This is a genomic window from Neobacillus vireti (genome assembly GCF_036962465.1).
Lineage (GTDB): Bacteria > Bacillota > Bacilli > Bacillales > Cytobacillaceae > Neobacillus > Neobacillus vireti_B.
Genome location: NZ_JBALNF010000009.1, coordinates 64,835 through 77,470, shown reverse-complemented (window position 1 = coordinate 77,470; position 12,636 = coordinate 64,835). Strand labels below are relative to the sequence as shown.

Below are 12,636 nucleotides of genomic sequence, written 5' to 3'. Positions count from 1 at the left end.
GGTAAGCACTTTGGGTTGATCCCGAAAATCCATGCTGATGAAATTGAGCCTTATGGCGGAGCGGAATTGGCAGCGAAGGTAGGGGCAATTTCAGCGGAGCATTTATTGAAAGCTTCCAATAAAGGCATTCAAGCCATGGCAGATGCGGGCACAATTGCCTGCCTGCTTCCGGCAACAGCGCTTTATTTACGCGAAGCAGCGGCAGCCGGAAGAAAAATGATTGATGCAGGTGTACCCGTAGCTATTTCTACTGATTGCAATCCTGGATCTTCACCTACGACTTCAATGCCGCTCGTGATGAACTTGGCTTGTATTTTAATGAGACTAACCCCTGCAGAGGCCTTGACAGCAGCCACTTTTAATGCTGCATGCGCGATTAACCGCCAGGAAAAAGTAGGATCACTTGAAGTGGGGAAACAGGCTGATATTGTGTTATGGAATGTAAAAAGCTACCAGGATCTTCAATATCTCTTCGGAGTGAATCACGTTAAGTCTGTGTGGAAAAAGGGTGTAAAGGTGGTGGATTTTGGTGGGAGAACATTGGCTTAAGGCACCGGAATGGTCATGGAATCGATTGAAGGGTGAAACTGGCTATGTGCATCATTGGGTACAGCCATTGGATGAAATGAAAGGAATCCCCGATTTAATTGTTTACGGTGCACCGATTTCTCGTTCATCCATAAGTGTGTCCGGGGCATCCTTGTATCCGGCGGAATTTCGGAGGATGTGGAAGGGCTTTGCCACCTATAACCTGGATGAAATGATTGATTTGACATCATTCAAAGTTGCAGATGCGGGAGATGTGGCAGTGCATACGACGGATATACCTTTATCCCATCAACGTATCCAACAGACAACGGCCTATCTTGCAGCAAACTATCCTCAAACTGTTACATGTATGATTGGCGGTGACCATTCTACAACGGCCTGTGCGGTGCGAGGAATAAAAGAAGTTTATAATGAAGAAACGATTGGAATCTTACAGCTTGATACACATCTTGATGTGAGGGATCCGGCAGAATTAGGGCCTGCAAACGGAACGCCGATTCGGCAGCTAATTGATGGTCATACTGTCAAAGGAGAGAATGTTATCAATATTGGTTTGCATGGCTACTTTAATGCGAAGCCCCTTATTGATTATGCGGAGAAATACAATATTCAGATGGTGACGTTAAAGCGAGCACGCAGACAAGGTCTTATTAAATGTGTACTGGATGCGCTTCGGCATTTGACCGCAAAAGTTGACCGAGTTTATGTTACCGTCGATATGGATGTGCTTGATATTTCCGTTGCACCGGGTGTACCAGCGTCTACCCCCGGAGGTATGACAGCGGAAGAACTGTTTCATATATTACTAGAAATCGGTAAGCATTCGATTGTCCGGCATATTGATTTTGTTTGTCTGGACCCAAGCAAAGATTCGTTAGTTGACCAAACCGTTAAGACAGGGGTATATGCATGGCTGCAATTTATCACTGGCTGCGTCTTAAAGACTAGATAAATCTGAATAAGCAGGAAGCATAGGGATTATATCTCCATGCTTCTTTGTTTGCCTTTTTAGATAAAGTTGTCGAAAAGATGAGCATAACCCGGAAGGTAATTTGTTGATACATGTAAAAAATGAGGGGGTATGCGTAACTAAAAAAAATTTATTGACTGTAAATAAAGCTTGCTGTATAGGCTAACCAAAATACGACAAAATGCGTTTATTGAATGCTTTTTCATCTGGTGATACCATTAAATTAGTAAGAATTATTTTGCATTTAACAGCATATATTGATTGTTTACAGAATGGAGGAAAAAAATGATTGAGGAAATTATCAAACTAAGAGGGAATGGCTTATCATTTCGTAAAATCGCCTCTGAATTGAATACAACCATAGGGAAAGTTCAATATCGCTGGAATAAATGGATGGAAGAAAATAAAAATGAACTTACGAATGAGCCTAATAGGCATTCTTCTAAGGATCCCAATTCCTCAGATTACTCTATTCCACCAGAATTAATTCCACTAAAAGGTGAGCTAAAGGCAAAGCTTGTGACACCTCATAAAATAATTCTTTTCTGGGACATTTCCGAATTACCAAAAAAAATCATCGAACGATTTTTTAATCAAAAGTTTGACGAACTTGTCATGGTCACTAGGATTTATGACGTTACGGATATTTTATTTAATGGAAAAAACGCCCTTCATTTTAATGAAATAACTGTTCCTTTCCAAAGCGGGCACTGGTTTATTAAAGGCTTGGCAGAAGACCGGAGGTATCTAGCAGAATTAGGTGTTTACATTTCTGGAAAAGTATTTTTTCCCCTCTATCGTTCCAATTGTGTTCAAACGCCTCCTGATGACCTTCAAGGCATGAATATATTTCAGCAGGAAATGTTGCAATTCCATCAATATGAGGAAAAACCGCCCCTCTGGGTTGAGCAAGTGAGTACTTATAGCTATTATGTGAAATCAGATAACTCTGGGGGAGTAAAATGAATAATCGACAGTCGAAATCCAATAACCCAGAAAGAAAGCGCCAAGCTGATTGGAAGTTAAAATTATTAATTCTATCCTGGGAATTCCCCCCTAATATTGTCGGAGGTTTATCAAGGCATGTAGTTGGATTATCCACTCATTTGTCTGAACAAGGACATGAGGTTCATGTTCTGACGGCAGGGAAAAATAATCTTCCGTCATTTGAAGTAATCAATGGGATAAATGTCCACCGTGTAAGGCCAGTTAATGAATATGACGACCATTTTCTATCTTGGATTGCCGGTTTAAATTTGGCAATGGCATTTAAAGCGGAACAACTAGCAGAAGAGATAGATTTCGACCTCATTCATGCTCACGATTGGCTTGTCGGCACAGCCGCGATATCCTTAAAGGAACTATTAGGAGTTCCTTTATTAACCACTATTCATGCAACAGAACATGGCAGAAATAATGGAATCTATAACGAAATGCAGCAGTTCATTCATGAAAAGGAACAGCAATTAATGATCGAATCACATCAAATTATTGTCTGCAGTGAATTTATGAAGGAAGACCTTAATCAGTTTTTTACTTTACAGAATAAAAATATAACCGTTATTCCAAATGGAATTGAACCATTAATCGTTAATCAGAAAATTTCTCAGGTATTTCCGGAACTAGCTGATAAAAAATTTATTTTCTCAATTGGAAGAATTGTTGAGGAAAAAGGATTCGAAACCATAATTGAGGCAGCCGCAATAGCAAAAGAAAAGAAACTAAACTTTATTTTTGTGATTGCGGGAAAAGGACCCATGCTCACAGAGTATCAAAATCAGGTTAAAGGGCGTGGCTTAGAGGGTTATGTTTCTTTTATTGGATATGTTACGGATGACCAAAGAAATGCCCTTATTGAGGGTTGTGAGTTAGCTGTAATCCCAAGCCTATACGAGCCATTCGGAATTGTTGTATTAGAAAGCATGATTCTCGGTAAACCAACTGTAGTATCTGATACCGGCGGGATGAAAGGAATAATTAAGCATCTGCAAACGGGGATGCTGATGGTTCCAGGTAATCCCCAAAGTCTTTTGGAACAAATTGATTTTTTAATCAATCAACCAGATAAAGCGAAAGAAATTGGCAGCAGGGGTAAGCGAATTGTTCACAGTCTTTATGGCTGGAATCGAATTGCTGCCGAAACAAGCAGGATTATGGAAGATACGGTATTACAACAACGAGTAAATGAGAAGGAGCAAGAGGCAGAGCCAAATAAATGAAAAATAAGGTGTGCATGATGATGAACTTAATTTCTGAACTACAAAATGACAAACATGCTTCTCATCGTGAATTAGCGATGGAACCACTTCAATTTGTTCCGGGACTTTGGGTGAATGGGAAATATGTATGGCTGCAAAACATTAAGGAAAAAGTGATTTATGATGAAGCTTTAGTGATTAAAGTAAAGGATGAACAAATTCATTCTAAGATTTGTCTTTCAAGTGTCTATGTAAGTAATCACAGTCATAAAACGATACAGGTTCAAATTTTAGCGATGCACCATTTGGTGAATGTTGGACAAGATAACTTGACATTTGTATCACCAATTGAAAATCATATTATTCATCATGCGAAAACACATGTTTATCTTGTGAATGGCCAATGTACGAATGCAAATATAAATGAATATACGGCTGTGCCTTTGTGGAATGCCTATACAGATCGAATTTGGAATTCCGTTCAAAAAGGAAACTTAAAATATCAACCGATGGCAAAAGGTCCTGCAGCTAGTATCTTTACGATAAGTTTGTCAATTGAACCGCATCAAACGAGAAAAATGGATACTTGGACGATTAGCGGCTCCAACAAAAATGAACTGATTTTATTAGAAAAAGCACTTCTTAAAAAACACACTAGCATTTCCTAATGAAAAATGATATTATAGAAAAGTCGTATGAACGAACTGCTTAATCGTTTGGAGGGAAATTGACATGCGTGTAAATATTACGTTAGCTTGCACTGAGTGTGGAGATCGTAACTATATTTCAACAAAAAATAAACGTAACAACCCAGATCGTCTTGAGCTTAAGAAATATTGCCCAAGAGAAAAGCGTACAACAGCACATCGTGAAACAAAATAAGCAGTAGGGCTTCCTGCTGCTTTTTTTGTTGCCATTAAATAAGTAAGGAGGACCTGTTATGAGTGGCAAGGATAAATTACGGAAACAGGTTAAAGAAATTCTTTCGAATCTTCCAAGACCCGTTTATGAGGATTATTCCTATAAGATTGCCCGGACCTTATTTGCTGATGATGATTGGATAAATGCAAAGGTCATCGGGATTTATGTCTCAAGGCAGCCTGAAGTAGATACATACCAAATAATCCGAAAAGCTTGGGAACAAGAGAAACTTGTCGTTGTACCAAAATGTAATCCAACTGATAAGAGATTATCCTTTAGAACACTTACAGAGTTTGCCCAGCTTGAATCGGTCTATTTTGGGCTTTTAGAACCAATAGAAGCATTGACCGACGAAATGAATGAAGAAATGATTGATTTATTAATCGTACCGGGACTTGCCTATACTAGGACTGGCCACCGGTTAGGATTTGGCGGTGGATACTTTGACCGTTTCTTATCCCACTATTCTGGTCATACCCTTTCGTTGGCCTTTGATCAGCAAATTATTCCACAATTTCCAATTGAGGACTACGACATACCTGTTTCAAAAATTATTACTAATCATGAGGTTATCATAACAAAATGATCGGTGTGATTTTGATTTATATTGTTATCATCATCGTGTCGGTGGCTGGATACCTATTAAATTCGCTGACCCTAACGGGTGCCTTTACAGCGATCCTGGTGGGGGCGGCTGTTTATACTGGTTTTAAATTAGATGGACTTGCCCTGCTCGGTGCTTTTTTTGCCTCTTCCAGTCTTTGGTCAAAATATAAAAGTACTGCAAAAAAATCATTGGAAGAAAAACTAGCAAAAGGAGGAACCCGTGATTGGCTGCAAGTCCTTGCAAACGGGGGATTGGCCTCATTTTTTAGTCTCCTTTATTCCATTCATCCTGATCAAACTTGGACTTTGGGGTTTATCGTTAGTTTAGCGAGTGCCAATTCTGATACATGGGCATCGGAAATTGGCAGTTTAAGTAAGAGAAACCCTATTTACATACGAACATTTAAACGAGTAGAAAAAGGAACCTCAGGGGCAATTAGTGGCTTAGGCAGTGCTGCTGCAATTGCAGGCTCTTTTTTTATCTCGGTACTTAGTTATTGGCTTTTCCAATTAGAATTCCTTTTTGTAATCCTTATTTTTCTGTTTGGCTATATCGGGAATGTCGTTGATACGTTATTTGGTGCCTTCTATCAACAAGTTTATGTATGCTTACATTGTGGTATGACAACGGAGAAGAAGAGGCATTGTCAAATTCCGACAACAAGAATAAAAGGATACTCCTTAGTGGATAATGATATGGTAAATTTCCTTTCGGGATTTATTGCAGCAGTGTTATCAATCGTAATTTTAAGATTTTTTTGGTAAAATTGTAAATTGTACTCATATTAATGTTTACACTGTAATTATCTGCTAAATATAAATTGGAGGAATGATGATGTTAAGACGTGTTAACCGAGTTGTCCTTATCGGAACCGGTTTTGTTGGTTCAAGTTATGCTTTTGCCCTTTTAAATCAAGGAATAACGGAAGAATTGGTTTTAATTGATTTAAATAAGGAGAAAGCGGAAGGTGATGCCATGGACTTGAATCATGGAATGCCTTTTGCACCATCTAGGACGAAGATTTGGTATGGAGATTACAAGGATTGTGGTGTGGCCGATCTTGTGGTTATTACTGCAGGGGCAAATCAAAAACCGGGCGAGACTAGACTTGATCTAGTCGAAAAAAATACAAAAATTTTCAAAGGGATTGTAGATGAAATTATGGATAGCGGCTTTAATGGTATCTTTCTAGTTGCTACTAATCCTGTTGATATCCTAACATATGCTGTCTGGAAATTCTCTGGTCTTCCAAGAGGGCGGGTTATTGGTTCAGGTACGATTTTAGATACGGCCCGTTTCCGTTATTTACTGGGTGAATATTTTGATGTAGATACAAGAAACGTTCATGCTTATATCATTGGAGAACATGGTGATACAGAGCTTCCTGTTTGGAGCCACGCTGATATCGCTGGGACAACTATTTCTGAATGGACAAAAAATAAGACCGCTGTTAATCGGGATGACCTAAATCAAATCTTCTTAAATGTACGTGATGCCGCTTACCATATCATTGAGCGCAAAGGTGCTACATATTACGGAATTGCCATGGGGTTAGTCCGGTTAACTAAAGCGATTTTACGAAATGAAAACTCCGTCCTTACTGTTTCCACCTATCTGGATGGGGAATACGGCCATAATGATATCTATATCGGTGTTCCTGCTGTTGTTAATCGCAATGGAGTTAGGGAAATAGTTGAACTAGATTTGAATGAAGAAGAGAAGGCACAGTTTGCAAACTCTGTTCAGGTATTAAAAAAGACAATGGAACCTGTGTTTAAGAAATTCTAAACGGGAATAAAGAGGCGGATTTCTTTCCGTCTCTTTTTCGAGAATAAATGGATAAATCTTTTGTTCCTATCACAGAATAGTAGTAGGAGGGATGAAGATGTCTCGTCTTTTAACATCAATATTCATGATTGGTTCCATTGGCTATGTTGTATTCCGCTACAGATACAAAATCATCAATGCTTTAATTGGTACAGGCTGGATGCGGCGGTTAGCGGTAGGCTCGATTATGAGCTTCCCCGGGGTAAGACAAAAATTAATGTCATCCGTTTTTGGAGGACCATCTGCTAGGTGAAAACCACAGATGGTTTTTTTGTCTAAATAATTAAATATCTATTCTACGGTGGTTTAAAGCAATGGTTAAAGGTTCATATCGTTTATAATAAAAGAGACGAGGAAAAATTCATACAGACTAATACTTCGTTATGTATAGCAAGACCTATTCACTTATAGCTGAAAATAGAAAGTAGGGGAGAAATGAATAAAAGAGAAGGTTACATCTTTTGGAGGTTAGCCTATTCTTTCATCTCTGATCATGGATATCGGGTTATTCAATTATTTGAAAATCAGAAAGAATTGTGGCTTGAAAAATTAGAAAATAAAAAAGCTCCGATAATACGAATGCTGCTCCATGATTTAGATTGGAGTAACTCTCTACAGAGAGATATTGAATTTACGGCTACGAACGGGGAAAGAGTCCGTAAACAAATCGGTAAGAGCGAATTAAATGTAATAAATATATATGTTAGTAAGTTTCCGCCGGTTGATGAATATGAATACCGTCTTGAAAGGCCATTTGTCTTTCCACAAGGAAATAAAACGACTGTAACTTCAATCCTTTTAGTAAATGATGAAATGGAATCAGGTTTTGGGAGATTGTCTGAGAAGCTTGGCTGGAATATTTATTTTGAACTTCCTAATGATTATTCGGACCAAGAAGTGGAGGAATTAAAGAAATCGGCCCTTGATCTAGCCATTCATAAGGTAAAAGCAGAACAAGAGATTCTAGTTAATGGAAGGCCTATATTTACCTATATCTTTATCGTCATCCAACTTGTTGTTTTCCTCTGGTTAGAGATTAATGGGGGCAGCACGAATACGTCAACACTTATAAAATATGGTGCCAAAGTAAATGCCTTGATTGATCAAGGTGAATGGTGGAGATTAATCACCCCCATTTTTCTGCACATTGGATTCCTGCATCTGCTAACAAATACCCTTGCGCTATACTTTCTAGGAACAACAGTTGAACGGATATTCGGTAAATCACGTTTTTTTATTATCTATATATTTGCCGGTTTTACGGGTTTTATTTCAAGTTTCCTTTTTAGTTCCAACTTGTCTGCAGGTGCGAGTGGTGCGATTTTTGGATGCTTTGGGGCTCTGTTGTACTTTGGTGTGATGTATCCAAAATTATTTTTCAGAACGATGGGAATGAACATCATAGTTATGCTTGGAATAAATCTTGTGTTTGGTTTTTCGGCATCTGGAATTGATAATGCCGGTCATCTTGGCGGGTTAGCAGGAGGATTTCTAGCAGCTGGTGTTACTCATTTTCCTAAAAGGAAAAAACTTTTATGGCAAGTCGTATTTCTTATTGCTTCAATTGCTATTGTTTGGTCTTCCTTATCATATGGATTTAGCTCTTCTGCTCAAGCAAAGGATGAAAACTCTAACTTAATCATGGCAGAGGAATATGTCAAACAAGGTAAATATGAACAAGCTTATAAACTATTAAAAGATACAGAAAAAAATGCAGCTAATCTTTCAGAAAGAACTTATTTTCTTTTATCATTTGTAGAAATAAAGAAGAATATGCTGCCGGAAGCGAAGATCCATTTAGAAAAAGCGATTCGAATAGACCCAGAATTAGATGAGGCTTATTTTAACCTTGCACTGATTAACCTAGAACAAAATGATCTTAAACAGGCAAAACTAAATGCTGAAAAGGCGGTACAGCTTGAACCGAAAAAAGAACAATATAGGGATTTACTGAGTGAAATTAATCAGCAACTTGAATCTATAAAGGAGTGAGAGATCTCTAAATGAAGACAATTTATGATATTCAGCAATTTTTAAAACGATTTGGGACCATCATTTATATAGGTGATCGAATTGGTGACCTTGAGCTGATGGAAGCAGAGTTAAAAGACTTATATCAGGCACAACTAATAGAACCAAGAGAATATCAGAGTGCTTTGTTATTATTAAGACATGAAATTCAAATTCAAAAAGAATTAATTGGTAAACATGAATAAACCCGTAGAAATACGGGTTTTCATCATTTTTTGATTAATATCTTCATATCTTTTGATGATGGGAGGAGAGTATATGGAGATTAGTTTACGACCTGGGGATACTCTGTCATCTATAAGCCAGTTATTTAAGATCCCACTCAATTTAATATTGGATTCCAATTTACAGGTAAATCCAATTAAAATGCAATCAAAAGAGAAAATTAAGATACCTGGATATGTTTTAAATCCCTATACGATTAAAGAGGGAGATACTTTTGCCAAGATAGCTGAACAAAAGAATATAGAGATTGATTCCCTTTTCCTGCTTAACCAAAATAAAGATGCAAATCACTTGGTTATTGGCGATAAAATTTTTGTTCCCGAATTGGTAAGAGTGCCCATCGTCACAGAGAAAACTCCATTAGATTCTAAACGATTAGTGAAATTATTAAAAAACCTTAAACATATTTACCCTTTCATCAGAGATTCAGAGATTGGTACGAGTGTCTTAGGTAATCCAATTCATGAGCTTAGAATTGGAAAAGGGGATAAAAAGGTCCATATGAATGCTTCCTTTCATGCTAATGAATGGATAACCACCTTGGTCCTTATGAGGTTACTAAATCAGTATTTACTTATGATGACAAATGATCAACCTGTTAAAGGGAAGAAGGCAGCAGCTCTGTATGAGAATGTAGAGCTATCCCTCGTTCCAATGGTAAATCCTGATGGTGTAAATTTGGTGTTAAACGGGGCGCCTTCTCATCGACGACAAGAGGTGATTGAAATCAATGAAGGCAGCGATGACTTTATTCATTGGAAAGCAAATATAAGAGGCATTGATTTAAATAATCAATTTCCGGCAAACTGGGACCTTTGCAGGGAAAATAAGAAGCCAAAGACACCAGCCTCACGAGACTTTCCAGGAATAGAGCCATTAACAGAACCAGAAGCCGCTGCCATGGCAGAATTAGCTAAAAAAGATCAGTTTGATCTTATTCTTGCCTTTCATACCCAAGGAGAGGAATTTTATTGGGGGTATGAAGGACTTGAACCACCTGAGTCAGAATTACTCGCAAAAGAATTTGAAAAAGTCAGTGGCTACCGAGCGATTCGTTATGTTAACAGTCACGCAGGCTATAAAGACTGGTTTATTCAGGAATTTCAAAAGCCTGGTTTTACGCTAGAGCTGGGAAGAGGAATTAATCCCTTACCGCTTTCACAATTTCCAAGAATACTTAAGCAGGCAGAACAAATCTTTTTTGCAGCTTTAGCTTATTAAAAATTTTCCTGTTCATTACTTGTAATCTCATTCTACTGTTATTAAAATAGAGTGAAACTAGCATGAGAAAATTCAGACATTCATGGAGTCTCTCTGACCTTCCATTGACAAACCATTAATTAAAAAAAGCCGGGTATCTACGGCTTTTTTCCTATTTAGCATAAAAGGTATAATAGTTGAAACCTTTTCGTGAATTTAACGTCGTAACCAATATGGAGATAGGAGGAGACGACTTGATTAATAGGAACAAATTTAAACAAGCGAATAGTGCCTTTATTTTGCTACTCTTTATTTTGTCGTCTCTCTTCTTAGGTGGATGTGCTGCAAAGGAACAGCCTAAACAAAAAAATCCAATCAAAAATGACAAGGCTAAAGTACCGACAGCATCCCTTACTAACGAATGGAAACTGCCAATATCAATTCCCGCAGGTCAAGGTGAGTTTTATAAGGTTGCTGGCTGGTATACCGATCAACAAATTTTCTATGTAACGAACTTAAACCAATCTTCCAATCTGTTTCTATATAATTTATTAACCGGAAAAAGTAAATTAATCTATAAAACGGAAAATCCGATAGTCAATGTCCAAATAAGCCCATCCAAGAAGTATCTGTTAATCCATTCATCACCGACCACCTATCAGGGAGTGGTAACAATCATTGATTCAAATGGGAATGAACGGTTAAAAAAGACTTTTCCATCGTATGATTTAGGTTTTGAATGGAATCGCTATAATGAGACCCAAGTTATCGTCACAAAATTCGCAGAAGACTGGAGCTTTCAAATATATTTACTAGATTTTACTAATGCTACTACCACTGAACTAAATCTTCCGCAGCCATTTATTAAATGGGTCGAGAAGGATGAAGTAGCATATCTAGATTGGGACCAGAGTAGTCCATCGTTAGTTGCACCGCTAATAATGAAAAAATTAGATAGTGAAGTGGACAAAACTGTTTTTTCGAAGATAATTCAATTTGAGGCCTATCGAAAAATCCTCATGACGGTGGCTGTAAAAGAAGGGGAACCATCTATGGCAGAATATTCATTCTTTAATAAAGAGCAAAAAAAATTATTAAGCTTTTCCGTACCGCAGTTATCGAAGTTTTCAGATTGGCTGGTTCCTTTTTATGATTATAGCGAACGTAAAAAGCAATTTATCACCTTAAGACCGCTTACAAGTGGGGAGGCGGATACATATACAGAAGGTTTTCAACTTATTCGTTTTGACCTAAAGAAAGGCAGCAGTGAATTGATTCTGGGAGGCTTGGACAATGTTCCTATTTCAATTTCACCATCTGGGGATACCGCTCTAATAGGGAATAGTTATGAAAAATTAATTGATCTAAACAAAAAGAAAAGCTTCGACTTAATAAAGGAATGACAAACAAAGTGTCATTCTTTTTTCCTTTATTAACAGTTATGGTAAAATCACAAAGGGATATAAAAATGCTAAAGTGATGGTGATAATCTAATGGCAATTGTAGATGTAACAGTCATTCCTATTGGGACTGAAACGCCAAGTGTAAGCAAGTACGTAGCTAGTATTCAAAAGATATTAAGGAACTATGAAGCAGAAGAGAAAATTAAGTTCCAATTAACACCAATGAATACAATTATTGAAGGAGACCTGCCAATTCTATTTGAAGTCATTCAGGCAATGCATGAGGTTCCTTTCTCTGAGGGGATTGAGCGGGTTGCGACATCCATTCGAATTGATGATCGCAGAGATGTGAAGCGAACCATGGAATATAAGGTTGAACGGGTTAACAGCCTTGTAAATGAGAACGAGGACAAATGAAAAAAGACTGTCTGGGGACAGTCTTTTGTTTATGCCTATTAGTGAGTTCCTGTTGGAAACCCAGATTCAATGATCGTCATGACCGTAAACCAACCGAAAACTAAAAATGAAGCTACACCCCAAAAAGCAGCCAAGAAGTTTTTATTTTTCAGTGAGCTATAACCGGCGAAAGCTGCAAGGATTGTTACAAGAGCAAAAATAATAACCAAACCCATTTTTATTCCCCCTTTTTCGTAATTGCGATTTCCAAAAATTATGTAACTATATTATATACATTCGTTTCTTATT

Annotated in this window: 16 protein-coding genes; 15 read left to right on the top strand and 1 reads right to left on the bottom strand. The window is 37.7% G+C overall.

Annotated elements, in window-relative coordinates; genetic code table 11:
- The 15 genes from V7077_RS04460 to V7077_RS04390 all read left to right on the top strand — a co-directional run.
- On the top strand, nt 1-549 hold a 549-nt coding region (locus V7077_RS04460; RefSeq protein WP_335498684.1), incomplete at its 5' end, for an amidohydrolase family protein.
- Complete coding sequence (locus V7077_RS04455) at nt 530-1,501, top strand: agmatinase family protein (protein WP_335498682.1); 972 nt, start codon at nt 530-532, stop codon at nt 1,499-1,501. The genes V7077_RS04460 and V7077_RS04455, both read left to right, overlap by 20 nt.
- Nucleotides 1,502-1,804: 303 nt before the next feature.
- Nucleotides 1,805-2,485, top strand: a complete 681-nt coding sequence (locus tag V7077_RS04450) for a DUF4912 domain-containing protein (protein WP_335498679.1) — start codon at nt 1,805-1,807, stop codon at nt 2,483-2,485.
- A complete protein-coding gene (locus V7077_RS04445; protein WP_335498678.1) occupies nt 2,482-3,738 on the top strand; it encodes a glycosyltransferase family 4 protein in 1,257 nt (418 codons plus the stop codon). The genes V7077_RS04450 and V7077_RS04445 overlap by 4 nt, the downstream gene beginning before the upstream one ends.
- Entirely contained in the window at nt 3,735-4,385 is a 651-nt protein-coding gene (locus V7077_RS04440) for a hypothetical protein (RefSeq protein ID WP_335498676.1), read from the top strand. The genes V7077_RS04445 and V7077_RS04440 overlap by 4 nt, the downstream gene beginning before the upstream one ends.
- Nucleotides 4,386-4,449: 64 nt before the next feature.
- Nucleotides 4,450-4,599: a 50S ribosomal protein L33 gene (rpmG, locus tag V7077_RS04435; RefSeq protein WP_015594975.1), complete on the top strand. Its 150-nt coding sequence runs from the start codon at nt 4,450-4,452 to the stop codon at nt 4,597-4,599.
- A 58-nt stretch (nt 4,600-4,657) separates the two neighbouring features.
- Entirely contained in the window at nt 4,658-5,224 is a 567-nt protein-coding gene (locus V7077_RS04430) for a 5-formyltetrahydrofolate cyclo-ligase (RefSeq protein WP_335498673.1), read from the top strand.
- Complete coding sequence (locus V7077_RS04425; protein ID WP_335498671.1) at nt 5,221-6,009, top strand: DUF92 domain-containing protein; 789 nt, start codon at nt 5,221-5,223, stop codon at nt 6,007-6,009. The genes V7077_RS04430 and V7077_RS04425 overlap by 4 nt, the downstream gene beginning before the upstream one ends.
- Nucleotides 6,010-6,079: 70 nt before the next feature.
- Complete coding sequence (locus tag V7077_RS04420; RefSeq protein ID WP_335498668.1) at nt 6,080-7,033, top strand: L-lactate dehydrogenase; 954 nt, start codon at nt 6,080-6,082, stop codon at nt 7,031-7,033.
- A gap of 97 nt (nt 7,034-7,130) precedes the next feature.
- A complete protein-coding gene (locus V7077_RS04415; RefSeq protein WP_335498665.1) occupies nt 7,131-7,325 on the top strand; it encodes a hypothetical protein in 195 nt (64 codons plus the stop codon).
- A gap of 182 nt (nt 7,326-7,507) precedes the next feature.
- Nucleotides 7,508-9,064 carry a rhomboid family intramembrane serine protease gene (locus V7077_RS04410; RefSeq protein ID WP_335498663.1) on the top strand — a complete coding sequence of 519 codons (1,557 nt, stop codon included), beginning with the start codon at nt 7,508-7,510 and terminating at the stop codon, nt 9,062-9,064.
- Between the two features lie 11 nt (nt 9,065-9,075).
- A complete protein-coding gene (locus V7077_RS04405) occupies nt 9,076-9,288 on the top strand; it encodes a YqgQ family protein (protein ID WP_335498661.1) in 213 nt (70 codons plus the stop codon).
- 73 nt (nt 9,289-9,361) lie between these two features.
- The gene (locus V7077_RS04400) at nt 9,362-10,549 is read left to right on the top strand and encodes a M14 family metallopeptidase (protein WP_335498659.1); all 1,188 of its coding nucleotides are present in this window, start codon (nt 9,362-9,364) and stop codon (nt 10,547-10,549) included.
- A gap of 233 nt (nt 10,550-10,782) precedes the next feature.
- Nucleotides 10,783-11,931 (top strand): hypothetical protein, encoded by a 1,149-nt coding sequence (locus V7077_RS04395; protein ID WP_335498656.1) that lies wholly within the window; start codon nt 10,783-10,785, stop codon nt 11,929-11,931.
- 90 nt (nt 11,932-12,021) lie between these two features.
- Nucleotides 12,022-12,348, top strand: a complete 327-nt coding sequence (locus tag V7077_RS04390; protein ID WP_335498655.1) for an MTH1187 family thiamine-binding protein — start codon at nt 12,022-12,024, stop codon at nt 12,346-12,348.
- A 38-nt stretch (nt 12,349-12,386) separates the two neighbouring features.
- On the opposite strand, the gene V7077_RS04385 is transcribed toward V7077_RS04390, so the two are convergent.
- The gene (locus V7077_RS04385; RefSeq protein ID WP_335498653.1) at nt 12,387-12,563 is read right to left on the bottom strand and encodes a DUF2759 domain-containing protein; all 177 of its coding nucleotides are present in this window, start codon (nt 12,561-12,563) and stop codon (nt 12,387-12,389) included.
- Nucleotides 12,564-12,636 lie beyond the last annotated feature (73 nt).